This window comes from Bradyrhizobium paxllaeri (assembly GCF_001693515.2).
In the GTDB taxonomy this organism is placed as follows: domain Bacteria; phylum Pseudomonadota; class Alphaproteobacteria; order Rhizobiales; family Xanthobacteraceae; genus Bradyrhizobium; species Bradyrhizobium paxllaeri.
Genome location: NZ_CP042968.1, coordinates 4,464,646 through 4,484,158, shown reverse-complemented (window position 1 = coordinate 4,484,158; position 19,513 = coordinate 4,464,646). Strand labels below are relative to the sequence as shown.

Annotated in this window: 20 protein-coding genes; 10 read left to right on the top strand and 10 right to left on the bottom strand. The window is 64.1% G+C overall.

Features of this window, described 5'->3' with window-relative positions; translation table 11 throughout:
* Nucleotides 1–44: 44 nt before the first annotated feature.
* On the top strand, nt 45–554 hold the full coding sequence (locus LMTR21_RS21415) for a hypothetical protein (RefSeq protein ID WP_065753827.1): 510 nt from the start codon (nt 45–47) through the stop codon (nt 552–554).
* A 90-nt stretch (nt 555–644) separates the two neighbouring features.
* Here LMTR21_RS21415 and LMTR21_RS21410 read toward each other — a convergent pair whose 3' ends face one another.
* Entirely contained in the window at nt 645–1,481 is an 837-nt protein-coding gene (locus tag LMTR21_RS21410) for a hypothetical protein (RefSeq protein ID WP_187399158.1), read from the bottom strand.
* 383 nt (nt 1,482–1,864) lie between these two features.
* Between LMTR21_RS21410 and LMTR21_RS21405 the strand changes: the two genes are divergently transcribed.
* Together LMTR21_RS21405 and rnk are read left to right on the top strand one after the other, a co-directional pair.
* A complete protein-coding gene (locus LMTR21_RS21405) occupies nt 1,865–2,350 on the top strand; it encodes a GreA/GreB family elongation factor (protein ID WP_065753829.1) in 486 nt (161 codons plus the stop codon).
* 16 nt (nt 2,351–2,366) lie between these two features.
* On the top strand, nt 2,367–2,780 hold the full coding sequence (gene rnk / locus LMTR21_RS21400) for a nucleoside diphosphate kinase regulator (protein WP_065753870.1): 414 nt from the start codon (nt 2,367–2,369) through the stop codon (nt 2,778–2,780).
* Nucleotides 2,781–2,860: 80 nt separating this feature from the next.
* On the opposite strand, the gene LMTR21_RS21395 is transcribed toward rnk, so the two are convergent.
* The 5 genes from LMTR21_RS21395 to pcaB all read right to left on the bottom strand — a co-directional run bounded on the left by LMTR21_RS21395 (nt 2,861) and on the right by pcaB (nt 7,816).
* Nucleotides 2,861–3,064, bottom strand: coding sequence for a hypothetical protein (locus LMTR21_RS21395; RefSeq protein WP_084030676.1), 204 nt, complete (start codon nt 3,062–3,064; stop codon nt 2,861–2,863).
* Nucleotides 3,065–3,232: 168 nt separating this feature from the next.
* Entirely contained in the window at nt 3,233–3,586 is a 354-nt protein-coding gene (locus LMTR21_RS40155; protein ID WP_065753831.1) for a hypothetical protein, read from the bottom strand.
* A 69-nt stretch (nt 3,587–3,655) separates the two neighbouring features.
* The gene (locus LMTR21_RS40935; protein WP_283813497.1) at nt 3,656–4,963 is read right to left on the bottom strand and encodes an ATP-binding protein; all 1,308 of its coding nucleotides are present in this window, start codon (nt 4,961–4,963) and stop codon (nt 3,656–3,658) included.
* Nucleotides 4,964–5,446: 483 nt separating this feature from the next.
* On the bottom strand, nt 5,447–6,442 hold the full coding sequence (locus tag LMTR21_RS21385) for a Bug family tripartite tricarboxylate transporter substrate binding protein (RefSeq protein WP_065753833.1): 996 nt from the start codon (nt 6,440–6,442) through the stop codon (nt 5,447–5,449).
* Nucleotides 6,443–6,445: 3 nt separating this feature from the next.
* On the bottom strand, nt 6,446–7,816 hold the full coding sequence (gene pcaB / locus LMTR21_RS21380; RefSeq protein ID WP_246175716.1) for a 3-carboxy-cis,cis-muconate cycloisomerase: 1,371 nt from the start codon (nt 7,814–7,816) through the stop codon (nt 6,446–6,448).
* 138 nt (nt 7,817–7,954) lie between these two features.
* On the opposite strand from pcaB, the gene LMTR21_RS21375 reads away from it, so the two are divergent.
* Nucleotides 7,955–8,728, top strand: coding sequence for a GntR family transcriptional regulator (locus LMTR21_RS21375; protein ID WP_065753871.1), 774 nt, complete (start codon nt 7,955–7,957; stop codon nt 8,726–8,728).
* 27 nt (nt 8,729–8,755) lie between these two features.
* Here the strand turns inward: LMTR21_RS21375 and LMTR21_RS21370 are convergent, their stop codons facing one another.
* A complete protein-coding gene (locus LMTR21_RS21370; RefSeq protein WP_187399157.1) occupies nt 8,756–11,980 on the bottom strand; it encodes an alpha/beta fold hydrolase in 3,225 nt (1,074 codons plus the stop codon).
* Nucleotides 11,981–12,225: 245 nt separating this feature from the next.
* Nucleotides 12,226–12,483, bottom strand: a complete 258-nt coding sequence (locus LMTR21_RS21365) for a hypothetical protein (protein WP_065753872.1) — start codon at nt 12,481–12,483, stop codon at nt 12,226–12,228.
* Nucleotides 12,484–12,761: 278 nt separating this feature from the next.
* Here LMTR21_RS21365 and coaD point away from each other — a divergent pair, with 278 nt between their 5' ends.
* The 6 genes from coaD (at nt 12,762) to LMTR21_RS21335 (ending at nt 17,522) form a co-directional block, all read left to right on the top strand.
* Nucleotides 12,762–13,259 (top strand): pantetheine-phosphate adenylyltransferase, encoded by a 498-nt coding sequence (gene coaD / locus LMTR21_RS21360; RefSeq protein WP_065753836.1) that lies wholly within the window; start codon nt 12,762–12,764, stop codon nt 13,257–13,259.
* 43 nt (nt 13,260–13,302) lie between these two features.
* Nucleotides 13,303–13,845 carry a peptidylprolyl isomerase gene (locus LMTR21_RS21355; RefSeq protein ID WP_065753837.1) on the top strand — a complete coding sequence of 181 codons (543 nt, stop codon included), beginning with the start codon at nt 13,303–13,305 and terminating at the stop codon, nt 13,843–13,845.
* A 4-nt stretch (nt 13,846–13,849) separates the two neighbouring features.
* Entirely contained in the window at nt 13,850–14,290 is a 441-nt protein-coding gene (locus tag LMTR21_RS21350; protein ID WP_148635992.1) for a hypothetical protein, read from the top strand.
* Nucleotides 14,266–14,727, top strand: a complete 462-nt coding sequence (locus LMTR21_RS21345; RefSeq protein ID WP_065753838.1) for a peptidylprolyl isomerase — start codon at nt 14,266–14,268, stop codon at nt 14,725–14,727. The genes LMTR21_RS21350 and LMTR21_RS21345 overlap by 25 nt, the downstream gene beginning before the upstream one ends.
* A 132-nt stretch (nt 14,728–14,859) precedes the next feature.
* Complete coding sequence (gene queA / locus LMTR21_RS21340; protein WP_065753839.1) at nt 14,860–15,936, top strand: tRNA preQ1(34) S-adenosylmethionine ribosyltransferase-isomerase QueA; 1,077 nt, start codon at nt 14,860–14,862, stop codon at nt 15,934–15,936.
* 284 nt (nt 15,937–16,220) lie between these two features.
* Nucleotides 16,221–17,522, top strand: coding sequence for a PQQ-dependent sugar dehydrogenase (locus LMTR21_RS21335; protein WP_065753840.1), 1,302 nt, complete (start codon nt 16,221–16,223; stop codon nt 17,520–17,522).
* A 110-nt stretch (nt 17,523–17,632) separates the two neighbouring features.
* Here the strand turns inward: LMTR21_RS21335 and LMTR21_RS21330 are convergent, their stop codons facing one another.
* Both LMTR21_RS21330 and LMTR21_RS21325 read right to left on the bottom strand, forming a co-directional pair.
* Complete coding sequence (locus LMTR21_RS21330; RefSeq protein WP_065753841.1) at nt 17,633–18,658, bottom strand: aspartate-semialdehyde dehydrogenase; 1,026 nt, start codon at nt 18,656–18,658, stop codon at nt 17,633–17,635.
* Between the two features lie 225 nt (nt 18,659–18,883).
* Nucleotides 18,884–19,411 carry a PepSY domain-containing protein gene (locus LMTR21_RS21325; protein ID WP_084030683.1) on the bottom strand — a complete coding sequence of 176 codons (528 nt, stop codon included), beginning with the start codon at nt 19,409–19,411 and terminating at the stop codon, nt 18,884–18,886.
* Nucleotides 19,412–19,513 lie beyond the last annotated feature (102 nt).

Sequence of the window (19,513 nt, the reverse complement as noted above, 5' to 3'; positions counted from 1 at the left end):
TGCTGTATCCGGGTGGTGACCGTCCGGCCAACGGGAGCAAAATCATGCCCGTCGAGATGCTGACGTATGCCGAACTGGGCGAAAGGCTTACCGTTTCGCCAGAAGCCGCGCGTGCCCTGGTAAAGCGGCACCGATGGCCGCGCTCCCGCTCCAACGACGGCAAGACGCTGGTCCAGGTCGATCTCAGCGAATTCAGCCATTCCCCAACACCTCGCCAGCCGCAAACGCCGCCCGGTCAACAGGTGGTCACCGCCCTGAAGCAGCGAATCGAGAGTTTGCAGACCGAGCTGGCGGAGATGAAGGTGATTGCCAGCGGCCATCGGGCCGACTTCGAGAGAGAATGCGAGCGCACCAACAAGCTGCTGGCTGAACTGCTCAAGGTCAGCACGGAAAGCGTGGGAGCCCGGGAAAGGGCGGCTCTGCTCGAAGGCAAGCTATCGATGCTGACGCAGCCTTGGCGACGCCGGCTGGTCGATGCGTTCACCTTGGCCCTGCCACAGGTCGTCTCCAACCCTCGCGAGAGCGCCAGCCCGATCGCCCAGTCGCAGAATTGAACTGACCTGCCGACGCGCCGGGCTTCGCCGTGGCCGACACAAACAGGCGATCGCGACTCGCGCCGCCATAGATCGCTTCGCTCATCCAGGCTACGCGCTGAAATAGTCTGCTTGTTGACGGGAAGTCACTCGCCTTCCTTCGAACCGCCGCTCGCGACCCCATTGCGTACCGAGTCGTTCCCGCATCAAATCGCGCAACGGTATGGCCTCCCGAAGGGTCCGGCTCGAGGCTAAGACGGAGACGAGACCCAGCGCCATCAGCAGCATGCCAATCCAGCTTGCCGTGGAGTCCCACCCGTCGTCGGCTGTCTCGGCGAGGGGAAGGGCGGCCGGCGACAGGGAGGCGGCAACCACTTCGCTGGCGGCTGGCGCGGCTGACAGAAGCGTCTCCACGTCGACCTGGCGCGATGTAGGTTGGCCAAACGTAGGCTGATCGGCCACGCCGTTGGCGACGGGTGCCGGCGGCACGAGGGCTGCGGCGCCCGCAGGGACGACGGAAGCGGCATCGGCCAGCTTCAGCTTGGGTGCGGGCGGCGTCGGCGGAGAGGTTTCTGCCGATGCGGAGCGCAGCAGCTCCGCACGCGCATCCACGACCGCCTTGCGCTTGCGCTGCGCGGCCTCGTTCTCTTCGGAGGAGATGACGCGAGGCTTCGCGGCGCGATGACGAGCCTGCTTTTTCACCGCGATCGCCTCATCGCTCTGGAACCAGCATTTGCGGCGACCGTCGAACCGGTAGACCCAGTGCTGGCCGGCCGTCGTCGACTTGCCGGGTCGCGACAAGCACTCTTCTTCCGCTTCCGCAGGAGCGGTGGCCTGCCGGGGAGCGAAATTGAAAAAGTCGGCAAAAGGATTCGAAGACGCAGGCGATGTCGAGAGACCTGCGAGAAGGACAGATGCAGCGAAGCAAAATCGCAAATGACCGGACATGGCAGCAACCCGGTGTTGCGCCCCCAGCGAAACGAGCTTTGGCCGCGACCTAGGTCAGAATACGGCTCAAATCTGGCGGCGCGGTGGATTCATTCTGGCTCCGAAAACACACTCCTGGCCGAGTGCCGGTCTTGCAGCGCATCCTGAGGGATGTGCGGTCTTTGGTCGCGATGCAAGGCGCGGTGGCAGGTCCTATGGTGGTTACGACATGACACACGTCCTCGACATCGATCCGCGCATCGCGCGGCGTTGCTTGCACGCCGGACGCCTCCAAGCAGGAGTCTAGCCGGACGGTAGTTTGCCGTCCGGATACCCCCTTCCTTCATCAAACAGATTTGGTGTGTGGCTCTCCCGCAAGGGAAGCCCAAACAAGGAGGCATGTCGTGAACAACCCCTCTATTCCGGACGTCACTCTTCCGGCGTCTGACCATCGCCGCCTGGAGCGGCTCGCGCAGGCAGGCGCAGATCAAGGCGACGTGGACGCACGTTTTCTGTTGAGTGAGATCAACCGTGCGGAAGTCGTCCCTGATCGCGCAGCCAGATTGGACAGCGTTGTCACCATGGGTTCGTGGGTGACGTTCTGGATTAACTGGGGCGTCCCCAGCAGGACGAGGCAACTGGTCTACCCCGAGGACTACGCGTCCGAGCGAACCCAAATCCCCGTGATGTCACCGTTGGGCGCAGCGTTGGTGGGGCTGAAGGTCGGAAGTGAAATCCCCTTCTTCACCGCTGGGCGCACCAACGTCGTCAGGATCGAACGCGTCAGTCGAGGTGAAGCGAATGATGTTGTCAGGGTTTTGTTCCGCAATCCGGTGGTCAAGGGCAAAAAGCTCTTTGATGACGATGATCCGGGACCATCAGCAGCTTAGGAAAGGAGAGAAGGTAATGAGCAAGACTAATCGCAAGAGCAAAGCTGAAATCGTGTTGCCGCCGATCACGGTGATGGAGAACGAGGCCAGGCGTCTAAACGCCCTGGCCGGTTCGAGCGCGATGCTCTTCCCGCGCGTGGCCCATTTCCTCGCGCAGGAGATGGAGCGTGCAAGCGTGGTGGCGGATAATTCCGATCTGCGTGGAGTGGTCCGCATGGGCTCGCAGGTCCGGTACTGCGATGACAAGACCGGTGAAGTCCGGGACGTGGTGTTGGTGTATCCGCACGAAGCGGACATAACGCTAAAGCGCGTCTCGGTTCTTACGCCGGTCGGAGCTGCGTTGATCGGCCTGTCGGTTGGCCAAGCCATCGAGTTTCAGACGCCAGGCCACAACAAGCGGTCCTTGACGGTGCTGGGCGTGTCCAACTGATGGCTTTGAGAGGTGTGTTGAGGCTAGTCGCGCCGCGCGGTTTTTCCCCGCGGCGCGACAGTTGCGTTGAGCGGATGCCGCTACGCCGCCTCGGTTGCGTGGAACTGCGCCTCCAGCGAAGCAATGGTAATCCGGATGTTGTCCTTCCGGGCCCTCAGACTCCGTGCCAACACCGGATAGGTTACGGCCGACAGATTATAAACACCCGCGCGGGCTTCCTCGTGTTCTATTTCGATGCTGAGTAGCTCGACCGAACGCGAGAGGCTTTCGATCAGTCTCGCCATTTGTGACCGGTTCGCCGCTGCGGTGCCCCGGAGTGTATGAAGTAGATGCGAAGTTGTCATAGGTAGCCTCTGCGCTGATCTGGTTTGGGACGCGCTCGCGGCGCATTCAGATGTACAGCAAAGGCAGTGCCAATCGGGGCACCGATAGACCCCGTAGGATTCCGGGCATCAGTCCCGTTCGGCAAGTGGCGTTAAGCCAGGGAACTCAAAGGTCGGCAGGCGAGCGCCTTCAAAACGTCCCATAGGCGTGCTGATCCCGCGGCAGGCTGGCACGGATTCACAAGATAGAAACCATAGAAAATTATCTGAAAACTCTTGCGAAACAACTTGGCCGGCTAAGCGTCGGTTTGCCAGAGGGCAAGCGTCATGACAGAGCGCCAGTTCAGAGAGCTTGAAACTGAGATCGAACGCTATCGGCTTCTGGAACGGGAAGTCACCGATCCACTTGCCGCGGGCCTGATACACGTCATCATCTCGGAACTTGAAGCTGACCTTCAGAAGGGTCGCGAGCTTAGTCAGCATCCATGTCAAGGCGACTAGAAGCGAACGTTGTCCGGCGCTTGTGACCCGGAGAGCAGCCGGCCCTTCGCGTCACTCTGCGGGTGGCGCCAGCGGCGCTTCACGCGGCACGATGATCCGGATTTTCGTTCCCGCGCCGGGCCTGGTTTCCAGATTGATCCGGCCACCCAAGCGATTGGTCACGATGTTGTGGACGATGTGCAATCCGAGGCCGGTGCTGCCTTGGTCGCGCCGGGTCGTGAAGAAGGGATCGAACACCTGGCGTCTGATTTCCGGGCTCATGCCGCAGCCGTCGTCCGAGAACAGCACTTCGACGTTATGCTTGCCCGAGGCCTGCGCCGCGATATGGACGGCGCCGCGTGCGCCATCCGGATAGGCGTGCACCGCGGAATTGATGACCAGGTTGGTGAGCACCTGGCCGTAGGGGCCGGGATAGCTGTTCATGGCAAGATCGGGCTCGCATGCGACGCTGACCACGAGATTTCTGCGCAGCCCGAACCGCAGTCCCTTGACGACCTGTTCGGTCACCTCCGCGAGATTGAAACCTCTGCGGTCCGAGACGTTGCGATCGGCCGCAACCTGCTTGAACGACTGGATCAGATCGATCGCATGATGGAGGTTGATCATGACTTGCGAGGCCGCCTCGCGGCTGGTCGCAATGAATTCGGTCAGGCTCGAGCGGCGCACGCCGCCGCTGGCGACGTCGGCTTCAAAGCGATCGGCCTTGTTGATCAATGTCGAAGCAACCGTCAGGCTGGTGCCGACGGGGGTGTTGAGCTCATGCGCCACGCCCGCCACCAGCCTTCCCAGCGCGGCGAGCTTCTCGGTCTGAACCAGGCTGTCCTGCGCGGCGCGGAGATCTTCCAGCGATTGCGACAATTGCGTCGTGCGTTCCTGGACCTCGGTGAACAGCCTTGTGTTCTCGATGGCGATGACCGCCTGACCGGCGAAGGTTTTCAGGAGCTCGACCTGCGCCTTGGCAAATAATTGCGGCTCGAGCCGCATCACCGCGATGGCGCCGATCGCGACGTCGTCGCGCAGCATCGGCACGACGAGGATGCTGCGATAGCCCGATGTTTTCTGCAGGTCGCTGTAGCCGCCGGAGACGAGCACGTCAGGCTCGTGCACGACGCGGCGCTCGCGGATGGCGACCGAGATCAGGTTCTTGCTGGTTAGCGGGGCAGGGTAGGCCTTGCGCACCGCGGCCACCGATTCCGGAGAGAACTGGTCGTGGGCGACCAGATGGACCTGCTCGCCATCCCGGCGATAGACGGCGCTCAGCACGCTCTGGCACAGCCGCGCGGCGTTCTTGACGATCCGGTCGAACACCTCCTGGATACCGGTCGGCGAGTCCGAGATGAGGCTCAAGACCTCGGCCATCGCGGCTTGCCGCTCCCGGGCTTCCTGCAGCTCGAGGGTGAGCTGTTCGATTTCTGTCCTGGCGGGATGTTTGGCTTTTGTTTTTGCGACTTTCGCGTTTGCAACCTTCGCTTTTGCGGGGCTGGGGACGCCCGCTGCCTTCGATGCACGGAGGTGCTTTACCGTGATCGCCGTGCGGCTTTTCGATCTGGTTGTTTCGCCGCCCGCTTTCATTGCCTGCCCCAAGTCTCCGGACAAGCTACCGCATCGCCTTGGGCCAGCAACGGGAAAATGGCGTCCCCCACGTCCGGGAAGCGTCAAGGAGTGACATGTGTGATATCAGGGCATCAACTGAAGATAGAGGTCATTTTGGGGCAGGCACGCCAGGCTTGGCGGATTATTGCGTAGCCCGGGTGAAGCGCAGCGTAACCCGGGATAAGCCTCTCGGTTTGGCGAGACCGTTCCCGGATTGCGCTTCGCTCCATCCGGGCTTCAGCTAATCCATCAATCGATGACCAAGCCGGCCTTGTGGATCAGCGGCACCCAGCGGTCGATTTCCGACTGGACGTAGGCGCGGAAGCCGGCTGGCGTGTTGGCCGCATCCTCTGGCACTTCGAGGCCCAGCGGGGCGAGGCGGGCGCGTAGCGTCGCGTCCTGGGTCGCCTTGCGGATCGAGGCGTTCAGCCGCTCCACGATCGGTTGCGGCGTGCCCTTGGGCGCGAGGAATCCGAGCCAGACCGGGAAGTCGAGGCCGTCGACGCCGAACTCGTTGGTGGAGGGAACATCCGGCAGGGTGGAAATCCGGGCCGAGCGGAACACCGCCAGCGGGCGCACGGTCTTGGCCTGAATCTGGGCCAGCGCGGTGAGCGACACTTCGACCATGTAGTCGATCTGGCCCGCGATCAGATCATTCATCGCGGGGCCGGTGCCGCGATAGGAAACCAGATTGACCTTGGTGCCGAGCCGCACGTTCAGCATGGCGGCGCCCATATGCGCCGACGAGCCGGGGCCAGCGGTGCCGACATTGAGCTTCGATTCATTGGCGCGGACATAATCGACGAATGCCTTGAAGTTGTCAGGCGGAAGGTCGCGCTTGACGATCAGCACCTGCGGAAGATCGCCGAGCAGTCCGAGATGTTCGTAATCGGTGATCGGGTTGTATTTCAGGTTTTTGTAAAGCCCGACGCTCGATACATGCGTGCCGGCCTGACCGATCTGGATCGTGTAGCCGTCAGGTGCCGCGCGGGCGGCCCGGGTCGAGCCGATCGTGCCACCGGCGCCGGCGACGTTTTCGATCACCAGCGTTTGCCCGAGGTCGCGCGAGATGAATTCGGCATAGATGCGTGCGATCGCATCGGTCGGTCCGCCGGCGGCGAAGGGAACGATGACGTTGATCGGTCGGTCCGGATAATTCGCCTGCGCGCGCAGGATCGAAGGCATGCAGAGGGCACCAGCCAGGCCGAACGTGACGGCGCGGCGATCGAGCGTGCGAGACGCCATGAATCAATCCTCCCAAATGTCTATTGTGTGTTGTGTCGATCGTTTGCCTTGACGCGCGAGCACGCGATCCACCATCGAACCCGCGGTGCCGAGATAGTTCGATGGCTCGCACAACGCGGCGAGCCGGTCGCGCGGAAGTGCGGATGCGATGGCCGGACGCCGCAGCAAGGCATCGAGCAGCGCGTCGCCACGTTCGAACGCATCGCGGCAGGCGGCATAGACTTCGTCATGGGCCGACTGGCGGCCGAGCGCGGGCGCAAGGCCCATCATGACGGCTTCGGCCACGATCAGGCCGCGCGTGGAATCGAGATTTCGCTTCATCGCCGCGGGCTCGACGATCAGTCCGGACAGCATGAATTGCGCCTGCGAAAGCGAGCCGGAGGTCAGCAGACAGACCTGAGGCAAGGCCAGCCATTCGCAATGCCAGGGCCCGGTGGCGCGCTCGAGATCCTGCACCATGGCGTCCAGCATCAGCGAAGCGGCATCGCGCGAGGCCTTCGCGTTCGCCAGCAAAATTTCCGAGGAGATCGGGTTGCGCTTCTGCGGCATGGTCGAGGAGGCGCCGCGATGCGAGGAGAACGGCTCGAACACCTCACCAATCTCGGTCGCCATCAGGATCATGACGTCGTAGCCGATCTTGCCGAGCGCGCCGCAGATCACGGCCAGCGTCTGGACCAGCTCGACCAGCCCGTCGCGCGCGACGTGCCAGGTGATGTCGGGTTCAGCGAGACCGAGCGCGCGGGCGTAGGCTGCGCGTACATCGAGGCCGCGATCGCCGAGCGAAGCCAGCGTGCCCGCCGCGCCACCGAGCTGCGCCTGCAGGGCACGCGGCCTGGCCTGTTCGAGCCGTTCGGCCGAGCGTTGCAGCGCCGACAGCCAGATCGCGGCCTTGTGCCCGAACGTGATCGGCAGCGCCTGCTGCAGATGGGTTCGCCCCGCCATCGGCGTATCGCGGTGGAGGCGGGCGAGACCGGCGAGCGTCGTCATGACCTCGGCGAGCTGGGTTTCGATCAGCGCGACCGCGTCGCGCAGTTGCAGCACGGTCGCCGTGTCCATGATGTCCTGGGTGGTCGCGCCCCAATGGAGATAGCGGCCGGATTCGCCCAGCCGCTCCGATAGCTGGCGGACCAGGCCGACGATGGGATAGCCGACATTCTCAGTGTCGCGCTTCAGCTGCTCGCTATCGAGCGCGATCGTCGGGGCCTGCCGCGCGATCGCCTCGGCCGCCTGGCGCGGGATCACACCGGTTTCGCCTTGCGCAATGGCGAGCGCCACTTCGGCCTGCACATAGGCGTTGAGCTGCGCCTCGTCGGAAAATACCGCCCGCATCGAAGGCGTCGAGAAAACGTCGCGATAAAGGGCGCTATCGAACATCGTGCTGGCCACGCGCGTTGTTTCCTTCCTGTTAATATGTACGGCCATATGATTGATACGTACAAATTTGTCAAGCGTCGGTGCAGGGCCGCCGAAGCCGTGCTATGGCAGCGGCCCGACCCGCGAGAACCGTTCGACATGCCGATCTACGAGGACATCGCCCGCGATTTGCTGGAAGCGATCCAACGCGGCCAGTACCCGGTCGGCGGCCTGATCCCGACCGAGCTCGAGCTTGCCGCGCGCTACGATGTCAGCCGGCAGACGGTGCGGGCGGCGATGCGCCGGCTCACCGAACTCGGGGCGGTGTCGCGCCGCAAGGGCTCCGGCACACGGGTAGAGACGCGCGAGCGTCCGCAAGAGAGCTTTCAGCAGACGCTGGGCTCACTGAGCGACCTCGTTGAGCTCGCCGCGGCGACGGATCGCGATATCAGGCATATCGAGACCGTCGTGATGGATCGCCAGGCCGCAAGGCGCTTTGGCTGTCAGCCGGGGTCGCGCTGGCTGCGGATTCCGTATGTTCGTGCGTCGACCAAGCCCAAGAGCTCGCCGCTCGCCTGGGTCAATGTTTATGTCGAGGAGAGCTATGCGGATGCCGTAAGCGACATCCGAAAAGATCGCCGCCTGGTCTGCGACATGATTGCGGACAGCTACGGCGTGATCGCTTCCGAAGTACATCAGACCGTGGCGGCGACCGTGATCCCGACCGAATACGCCAAGGCGCTGGGGGCGGAAGCCGGATCGCCCGCGCTCGAAGTCATCAGGCGATATCTGGATTCGCACGGCCGCCTGTTCGAGATCTCCGAAAGCATCCATCCCGCGGGGCGCTACGTCGTGACGTCGGTGCTGAAGCGCGTCGGCAATGCAGATGGCCGCGCGACGCGATCTTCCGGCAAGGCGAAATCACGCGGCTGAGCGCGAACGGTTCGCCCCGGCTTTGCTTCACGCCGCCAACGGTCCCCGAGACGTTCTTTCCGCGCGTCCCGTGCGAATGAAATTGCGAAGAACGTCGCAAAACTCGTTGGTGGCCGAGAACATGGGGTTGTGTCCCTTGCCGTCAAAGATATAGAGTTGCGCTCCGGGGATGCGGGACGCAATGAATTCGCTCGCACTGTGGGGAATCAATTGGTCTTCTCGCCCGTGGGCGACGAGCGTTGGCACGGCGATTGATTCAAGCAATGGCGCGATGTCCAAGTCCGGATCCCGATCGTAGAAGCTGAGGATCGTCTCCATTGGCAGCCTGCAGACGCGCTCGGCGGCCATCCGCCGCAACTCGTCGGTATCTGGCTCGCTGTAGACGTAGCGATTGTGCACACGAATTAATTCCTCAATGGCACCCCGACTATACGCGTCCTCGCGAAGCGCCATCTCAGCACGAAACGCCATGTAATCCGGGTTAAGTATCGGGCGCCCGTCCGCTCCGATCAACGGCGTGCCCACCATCATGATCTTTCCGACGAGTTCCGGGTGCTTGTGGGCAAGCTGGATAAGCAGGTTGGAGCCGCGCGAGATGCCAACGCCAACGATCGGGGCGGCGTCGGCCGCCTGGATGATCGCCCGCAGGTCCTCCATGTGTTGCAGAGTCAAATACGGGCGCACCAGAGGGTCGGATCGTCCGGCGCCCCGGCAGTCGACGGTGATGACACGGAATTCCTGGCAAAGCTGCTCAAGAATGGGTTCAAAGGTCGCCAGCCCGTAGACGATCGGATTGATGAATACGATCGCCGGCTTGCCACTGCCGTGCTCGTAGAAGACGAGCCGCGCGCCGTCCCGCTCGGTGTCTCGGGCGCGGTGAATGCAGTTGAGCGCGCGGTTACGGTCGGCATCGGTTTCGCCGAGCGCCAGGGCGCGCTCATAATAGTTGTTCGCTCGATCAAGGTCGTCATCGACGCCGGCCAAGTCGCCCAGCATCAGGAGGCACTCGTGCTCGGTGCGCCGATCGGTCGGCGCCGCATCGTCCCGACCACGGGTGGTGAGCCGCAGGCACGTTTCAAGCTGTGAGACCGCTTCTCTGGCGGCGTGCCGCGCCTTTGCCAGCCGACCGGCGGCCAGCAGATAAATTGCTCCCTGGTCGGGGAGGCCGCCTTCGATGAAATGATGGGCAACGATCTCGGGCTGCCCCGTTGCAATCTCCGGCCGCAACCGCTCGATCGCCTGCGCGATCCGCGCATGCAGCTGCTGACGCGACGATTTGAGCAGGGTGGCGTAGGCCGCATCGCGGACGAGCGCGTGCTTGAAACTGTAGGCATGGTGCGGCGGCGTTCCACGTCGCTGTATAAGTCCCGCCTGGCACAGTTGACCGAGTGCCGCCGCCAGCTGCGGCCCTGCATATCCGGCGATCGCGGCCACGACATCCTCCTCGAACTCACGGCCGATGCACGCAGCGATCTGCGCGACCTCGCGCGCCGGAGCCAACCGATCGAGACGCGCCATCAGCGAATCCTGCAACGTCGCGGGGATAGCGAGTGGCGGAAGCGGACCGGCAAGCTCGCGATCGCCATCGCCGTCTGTCGCCTTCCAGATCGCCGCTTCAAGGACCGCTTTCGTCAACTCCTCGACGAACAGCGGAACGCCCTCCGTGCGGGAGAGAATGGTCTCGATCACTATTGGCGGCAGCGCCCGCTCACCCGCGGCCATCTGGATGAGCGTTCGGGACGCCGGGCGCCCGAGCCGGTTGAGGCTCAGCGATGTGACGTGCGGGAAATTCGTCCAGGGCGTCGGCCCGTCGGGCCGCAACGTTACGACGAGAAGTATTGGCAGCCCGCGGATCCTGTCCACCACGCGTTCGAACAACTCCTCCGAGGTCGGATCGAGCCAATGCGCGTCTTCCAGGACCATCAACATTGGGCGCTGCCGCGACAGCCTCTCCATCTGGGCCAGGAGAATGCCGAACAGTCGCGCCTTCTTTTCCTGCGGCGTTCCTCTTGGCGCTGCGTAGCTCCCGTCGAGCGGCGGCCCGATCAGCTCGGCAAGCAATGGCACGGCGTCCTCGCCAAACCCGCCGGCCTGGCCGAGAAGGTGCTCCAGCTTCTCGAGCTTCAATGACGGCGTGTCTTCGCGAAGGTACCCCGCCGCACGCTGGAGCTGGGCGATCACCGGCCAGAGCGCGCTGTTCAGATGGTGGGGCGAACAGTAATATCCGATGCGGAGGCGAGGTTCGTTTCGCAGGCGCTCACGAAGCGCGAGCACAATTCGCGACTTGCCGATTCCGGCCTCGCCGGACAGCAGCACGACCTGACCCTCACCGCCTTTCGCCATCTCCCATCGGTCGAAGAGCAAAGCGAGTTCGTTTTCGCGACCGATCAGCGGGCCAACATCGGACCGCCGCAGGGCCTCGAACCGTCCTTCGGCCGTCGCTTCGCCGACAACGCGGAAAGCGCTTACCGGGGCCTCGATCCCCTTGAGCTGTTGCGGTCCCAGATCATTGATTGTGAACCAGCCGCCAAGAAGCCGCCGTGTGCTCTCGGAGATCACCACAGTGCCGGGTTCGGCAAGCTGCTCCAGCCGTGCGGCGAGGTTGGGCGTCGCGCCCACCACGCCCTCTTCCTGGGCCGCGCCTTCCCCGATCAGGTCGCCGACCACGACCAGCCCGGTCGCAATCCCCACACGCGCCGACAGAGCTACGCCGGCTCGTTTCTCCAACCCCTCTACGGCTTCCACAATGGCAAGCCCGCTGCGCACTGCACGTTCGGCCTCGTCCTCATGTGCCTGCGGCCAGCCGAAATAGATCAGCACGCCATCGCCCATGAGCTTGGCGATGTATCCCTCGAAGCGGCCCACCTCGGCCGCTACGGCCTGGTGATAGGCGGCAAGGACGTCCCTCAATTCCTCAGGATCGAGGCGCACCGAAAGCGCGGTCGAACCGACGAGGTCGACGAACATAACCGTCAGATGGCGACGCTCGGCGGGCCGCGTTTTGGCCGACGGTCGTGAAGTGCTGACCTCCGCCGGCGGCGCGCGATCGCTCTCCGGAGCCCTGGCGGATGTCGGGGATAGTGCGGCGATGGCCGAGAGTAGTTTCTTGCGGTGGCCAAGCGATGTGATGCCGAGTTCACGAAGATCGTCTGCCGTCAAGCTGGGCAGGGTCTCCGTGTCTACATCGTTCTCGCGAAACACGCTCTCGTACTGATGCAACCCGAGGCGGCGCAGCCAATCCGCTATGTCCACATCGACCTCCCGCGGAAGAGGGGCGGTCACTCGTCGCAGGGAAAGTCTACTGCAGCCTTCGACAGCGCACCATCCCGCTCTTGCCAAGCGCCAAAGCCGTGGTCGGGGCCGGCTCGGGTTACCGGCGTAATCCCAGGCGACCTTCAATGAGTGACTGCAAAGCAAATGGCGAGCAGGAGGGGGGCCGGCCCTGCTCGCCATCACTGGGGTTCCTTGGAGGTGGGGGGCGGAACCAAATCTTGCCGTTACGGGGTGCGGTCGGCGGTCACCAGACGGGCTTCACGAACACCTGCATTGGAGCCAGCGGTGCGGAGGCAGGAGGCCTCGAAATTCGGCCAGGCCTGCTGCGAGCAATCCTTGCCGACGGTGCGGACCGGCAGGCGGTCGCCCTTGGCCAGCGCCTGCGGCACGCTGGCTTCGACCTGCGGGGCAAAGCCGGGCAGGACGGTCAGCGCGGCAGCGACGAAGGCGGCAGCAGCGACTGCAGAAAAAGCCTTGATCATGACGGTCCCCTGTCGTGGGCCTTCGCGGCCCGTCGTCGTTTCGTTGGATGGACTTGTAGCCAGCGCAAGTTTCCGGCCGTCTTCACCAAGTCCGAAAATGGTTTCGTCCCGGCCGAGTTTTGTTTCATCGGCCAATGGCGGACGAAACAATTCCGGCTCGCCTGAGGAGACGTCCGGCGCCCGGGACTGGTTCATTGGCCGATTTGAAATAAAAAGCCTGCTCCGCCGGGAACCGGGTCCGGCTTGCCGGGCCGCCCGGGGCGAGGTAGGAGGGTCCCATGCCCCGTATCGCGCTTTACCCCGGCTCTTTCGATCCCGTCACCAACGGCCATCTGGACGTGGTCCAGAACGCCGTCGGCCTTTGCGACCGTCTGATCGTCGCCATCGGTGTCCATCCCGGTAAAAAGCCGCTGTTTTCGACCGAGGAGCGCCTGGAGATGGTCCGGGCGGTGTTCGCACCCGTAGCGGCCAAGGCCGGCTGCGAGTTCGACTGCACGACCTATGACAATCTGACGGTCACCGCGGCCCAGAAGGCCGGGGCCACCATCATGATCAGGGGGCTGCGCGACGGCACCGACCTCGATTACGAAATGCAGATCGCAGGGATGAACGAGACCATGGCGCCCGAGGTGCATACGGTGTTCCTGCCGGCCTCGGTCGCGGTCCGCCCGATCACCGCCACACTGGTGCGCCAAATCGCGGCGATGGGTGGCGACGTATCGGCGTTCGTGCCGCCATCGGTCGCAGCCAGCCTGAAGGCCAAATTCGCCGGCTAACGCGAGCCTTACACGCTTTCCTGTTCACATCACCGGAGCTTTCATGATCCGAATTCTCGCCGTTCTCGCCGCGCTGTTCCTGGTGGCCCCCGCGATCGCGCAGCCGCTGCCCGCCAATCTCGACAAGGCGAATGCGATCGTGATCGACACCACCAAGGGCCGCATCGTGATCAAGCTCAGGTCCGATCTCGCGCCCCAGCATGCCGAGCGCATCAAGCTGCTCGCGCGTGAGGGCTACTACAACAACGTGCCGTTCCATCGCGTGATCGAGGGGTTCATGGCGCAGACCGGCGATGGCAAGAATTTCAACGGCACCGGCGGCTCGAAATATCCGAACCTGCCGGCTGAATTCTCCAACGTGCCGTACAAGCGCGGCATCGTCGGCATGGCGCGCACCAGCGATCCCAACTCCGCCAATTCGCAGTTCTTCATCATGTTCGCCGACGGCTCGTCGCTGAACGGCAAGTACACCGTGATCGGCGAAGTCGTGGCCGGCATGGATGTGGTCGACAAGATCAAGCGCGGCGAACCCGTCGCCGATCCCGACAAGATGGTGAAGGTGCAAGTCGCATCCGACATCAAGTGAGGCCATGAGACGGCCGCGCCGCAAGCCAGCGCTGTGGTTTGCCGCCGGTCTGGTGTGGCTGGCGTCGGCGGCGAATGCCCCGGCCCAGCCGCAGCAGCTCGATACCCTAAAGGACGTCTTCGCCAAGCTGTATTCGTGCTGGCAGCCGCCGTCCTATTCGCGCGCCGAGCCGATGGACATTACCGTCGTCGTCAGTTTCAACCGCGCAGGCGCCATTCTCGGTCAACCCAGGATTACCTATGAATCCGGAAATCCCAGCGAGAATGACCGGATTGCGTACCGGATTGCCGTCATGGAAACCTTGCAACGCTGTACGCCGTTGTCATTTACCGAGGGACTGGGCGGTGCGGTTGCCGGCCGGCCTTTCGCGGTCACCTTCAGAACCCGCAAACGTCCACCCAAACCAGAAGAGAAAAGAGCATGGCTGATACAGAAAATACTTTGATCCTTGAAACGACCCAGGGTCCCGTCACCATCGAGATGCGTCCCGATCTTGCGCCTGGCCATGTCGCCCAGATCCAGAAGCTGGTCCGCGACGGATTCTACGACGGCATCGTGTTCCATCGCGTGATCGAGGGCTTCATGGCGCAGACCGGCTGCCCGCATGGCACCGGCACCGGCGGTTCCGGCAACAAGCTGAAGGCCGAGTTCAACAAGGAGCCGCATGTGCGCGGCACCGTCTCGATGGCCCGCGCCCAGAACCCGGATTCCGGCGACAGCCAGTTCTTCATCTGCTTCGACGATGCCTCGTTCCTCAACGGCCAGTACACGGTCTGGGGCAAGGTCACGTCGGGCATGGAGAACGTCGACAAGATCAAGCGCGGCGAGCCGGTGCAGAACCCGGACAAGATCGTCAAGGCGCGGATGGCGCTGGACGCTTGATTTGACGCCGTCATTCCGGGGCACGCGAAGCGTGAACTGAGATGTGCAATTGCACATCTGAGAATCTCGAGATTCCGGGTTCGCATCTTCGATGCGCCCCGGAATGACGCCCAAGTGAGGCGCCGCCGCGCCATGCGCACCGATCTCTTCGATTTCGAACTTCCCCCAACCAGCATCGCGCTGCGGCCCGCAAGCCCGCGTGATGCCGCGCGCATGCTGGTCGTGCAGTCCGACGGCGTCCTGCACGACCGCACCGTCGACGAACTGCCGCAGTGGCTGCAGCCGGGCGATCAGCTCGTCGTCAACGACACCAAGGTGATCTCGGCCCAGCTCAAGGGCCGCCGCATCGGCCGCGAGACCGAGCCGAAGATCGAGGCGACCCTGATCAAGCGGCTCGACGGCTCGCGCTGGCGCGCGCTGGTCAAGCCGGCGAAGAAGCTCGCGCCCGGCGATATCGTTCGCTTCGGCAATGAGGGCAAGGTCTGCCTGCTCGGCCATCTCGACGCCGAGGTCGAGGCCAAGGGCGACGAGGGCGAGATCACGCTGTCGTTTTCGTTCCATGGCCCTACGCTCGATCAGGCCATTGCCGATCTCGGCACGCCGCCGCTGCCGCCCTACATCGCCTCCAAGCGAACGCCCGACGATCGCGATGCCGCCGACTACCAGACCATGTTCGCGGCGAACGAGGGCGCGGTTGCGGCGCCCACGGCGGGACTGCATTTCACGCCCGAGCTTGAAGCGGCACTACGCGGCCGCGGCGTCGAACTGCACCGGCTGACCCTGCATGTCGGGGCAGGGACCTTCCTGCCGGTCAAGGTCGAGGAGACCTCCGAGCACAGGATGCACGCCGAGTGGGGTTCGATCTCGGCCGAGACCGCTGCGTCATTGAACACCGCGCGCGCCAAGGGCGGACGCATCATCGCCGTCGGCACCACGTCGCTGCGGCTGCTCGAGAGCGCCACGGGCGAAGACGGCACCGTTCAGCCGTTCGACGGCGAGACCTCGATCTTCATCACGCCGGGCTATCGCTTTCGCGCGGTCGATATCCTCATGACCAATTTCCATTTGCCGCGCTCGACACTGTTCATGCTGGTGTCGGCGTTCTCCGGTCTCGACACCATGAAGCAGGCTTACGCGCATGCGATCGCCGCTGGCTACCGGTTCTATTCCTATGGCGACGCCTGCCTGCTGTTTCGCGCATCGGACTGAGCCGGGCTCCCTTCACTTGAAAAAGAGGCCCGCCGACCGGGCGGGCGCAAGGTTCAGGGAGGAAGCGCTTTGACAAAGAAGCGCCAAGATTGTGTTTCTGCGATTCGGCGGATGTCGCCAAGGTCGTAGTACTACCGTGTCTACATATCGACGCCGCGGCCGTCCGGCGGCATCCGCTGCTTACACGCGAAAACGCATAGGTGCCGGCGAGTTTGCGCGCTGACGACGAGGTTCCAACGCTTCCTGGCGTCGGATAGGGTGCGCGCGATCATCTGGAGAACTTCATGGACATGTCGGGTATTTTTGCGCGGTTCGTCGCGCTGGTCGGCGCCGTCGCGCTGCAATGGCGCCGTCTGCAGGGATCCGCGCCAGCGCCGGCCTGGGGCAATACCCCAGCGATCCCAGAGGCAAAGCCGCAAGGCCCGATACCGACGCTGAAGATGCCGACGGCGCAGGGCTGGAGCAAGGGCCAGAAGCCGACCGCCGCGCCCGGGCTCAAGGTCAACGCGTTTGCGACCGATCTCGATCACCCGCGCTGGATCAACGTGCTGCCGAATGGCGACGTCCTCATCGCCGAGGCGACACAGATCGCAGGGCCGCCCAGGAGCGTGTTCCACTATGCGATGCAGGCGACGATGCGGCGCGCCGCGGCGCTCGGCGTCAGCGCCGACCGCATCACGCTGTTGCGCGACCGCGACGGTGACGGCGTTGCAGAGGGGCGCGGGATCTTTATGGAAGGGCTGAGCCAACCGTTCGGCATGGCGCTCGTCGGCGACACTTTTTACGTCGGCAACACCGACGGCGTGGTGGCCTTCCCCTATGTGGCTGGCGCCGACCGCATCACCGCCGAGGGCAAGAAGCTCGTGGCGTTCAAGCCCGGCGGGCACTGGACGCGGAGCCTGTTGCCGAGCGCGGACGGCAAGAAGCTCTATGCCGGCGTCGGCTCGCTCAGCAACATCGCTGAGAGCGGCATGGAGGTGGAGGAGGGCCGCGCGGCGGTCTATGAACTCGATCTGGCCAAAGGCACGAACCGCATCTTCGCGAGCGGCCTGCGCAACGCCGTGGGCCTTGCGTGGGAGCCCGGCACAAGCGTGCTTTGGACGGTCGTCAACGAGCGCGACGGCCTCGGCGACGAGACGCCGCCGGACTATCTGACTTCGCTCCGCGACGGCGGCTTCTACGGCTGGCCTTATTGCTATTGGGGCCAGACGGTGGACGAGCGCGTGCCGCAGGATCCGGCCATGGTCGCGAAAGCGATTCAACCGGACTATGCGCTCGGCGGCCACACCGCCTCGCTCGGCCTGTGCTGGATGCCGGCTGGCACGCTGCCCGGCTTTCCGGACGGCATGGTGATCGGCCAGCACGGCTCCTGGAATCGCAGCACGCTGAGCGGCTATGCCGTCGTTTTCGTGCCGTTCGAGAACGGCCGCCCCTCGGGCCCGGCGCGCGATATCCTGACGGGCTTCCTCGCGCCCGACGAGAAGGTCTCCTACGGCCGACCGGTCGGCGTGACGCTCGGTCCCGACGGTTCGCTGCTGGTGGCCGACGATGTCGGCAACGTCATCTGGCGCGTGACGGGCGCGTGAGGGCCGTAGGGTGGGCAAAAGGCGCAAAGCGCCGTGCCCACCATCGATCCGCACCGTCAACCTGAATGGTGGACACGCTTCGCTTTGCCCACCCTACAAGTCTGCCACCTTCACGCCATGACGCGTTGCGGCAGCAGCTCCGCGATCTGGATCGCGTTCAGCGCCGCGCCCTTCAGCAACTGATCGGCCGAGACGAACATCGAGATCGAGTGGCCTGAGGCGTCGCTGAGATCCTTGCGGATGCGGCCGACGAGAACGTCATCCTGACCTGACGCATCGATCGGCATCGGGAAATAGTTCTTCGCCCGATCGTCGACGATGCGAACGCCCGGCGCCTTCGACAGGATTGCGCGCACGTCGGCTTCCGTGATCGGGTTCTCGCATTCGAAGGTGATGGCCTCGCAATGCGCGCGCAGCACCGGCACGCGGACGCAGGTGACGCCGATGGCGATCTTGTCGTCCTCGAAGATCTTTCGCGTCTCCTTGATCACCTTGGTCTCTTCGTCGTTGTAGCCGGTCTCGGGATCGATCGCCGTGTTGTGGCTGAAGACGTTGAAGGCGTAGGGCAGAGGGATCACCTTGGGCGTGAACGGCCGGCCGTCGAGATAGGCGCGGGTCGATTCCACCAGTTCTTCCATGGCGGCGGCGCCGGCGCCGCTCGCCGCCTGGTAGGTCGAAACGATCATGCGCTTGATGCGGTTCTGCCGGTGGATCGGCCATAGCGGCACCAGTGCCGTGATCGCCGAGCAATTCGGATTGGCGATGATGCCCTTGTGATCCCTGATGCGGCCGGCGTTGATCTCGGGGATCACCAGCGGCACGTTCGGATCCATCCGGAAGGCGGAGGAATTGTCGACCACGACGGCACCGGCCTTCACCGCGGCGGGTGCGAACTTCCGCGAAATACCGCCGCCGGCCGAGAACAGCGCGATGTCGACGCCCTCAAAGGACTTCTCGGTGAGCTCCTCGATCACGATCCTCTCGCCGCGGAAATCGATGGTCTTGCCGGCCGAGCGGGCGCTGGCCAGCGCCTTCAGCTTGCGGACGGGAAAGCCGCGCCGGTCCATGGTGGCGATGAATTCTGCGCCGACAGCGCCGGTCACGCCGGCAATGGCTACAACGGGTTCGTGGCTCACGGGTCTATCCTCCTGGTTCGCGCATGTTGCGGGCAATAAAAAAGCCCCGGTCCTTTTCAGGCGGGGCTCGGTTTGGATGATGCGGTCGTTCGACTACGCGCGCACGGCTCCCCAGCCCCCGGAGGGTGCTTTGGTTTTCGCGGTCGCTTTGGTCGAGATCGTCATGGCGCGGACTTATGCGGCAGCTTTGGGCTGCCGTCAACGGCTTTTAGCCTGAGAGCCCTGTCACCGCCGTCTGGCGGCGCCGGGAGGCTCGAGGACCACCGCCTTCAGGTCGTTGCCGCTCATGACGACGATCGCGAAATTCAGCCGGCCGCGCTCGCGGACCAAGCCGCCGCTGATGGCTTTGCCCGCCGCCGCACGCTCCGCCACCCGAACGGCATCCGCCAGGCCGTGCCGGACCGTCTTGAGTGCAGCGAGGTTGCTGCGGTCGTTCGCATCGAACTCCTTCAGGGGCAGGGCGGCTTCGCCGCCGACGGGCTTGCCCGTTGCGGCGTCGATAGCGTGGTGCCAGATGCGATCGTTGTGAAGGGTCTTTACCCGGTACACCGGTGCATCCGGCGCACCGTCGAAGCTGACATCGGCGGTGGTCGCGCCGGCATGCAAGGCTTCGGCTATGGCCATCGCCTGGCTCAGCGAGACTGCCGATCCGCGGAAAAGCTCGAGCTCGCGGTTGATCGCCCGCTGGTCGGACGCGGCGCTATCGTCGGCCTCATTGCGGAGCGAGGTCGGCTCGTCGGTCGACGACGCCATGGCATGGATCGGGGCAGGGAGGATGATCGCCAACAGGGCGACGGCAAGCAATGGTCTCCAACATCGGGGCACGCGCATGTTTGCAAGTCTCCGTGCTTGAGC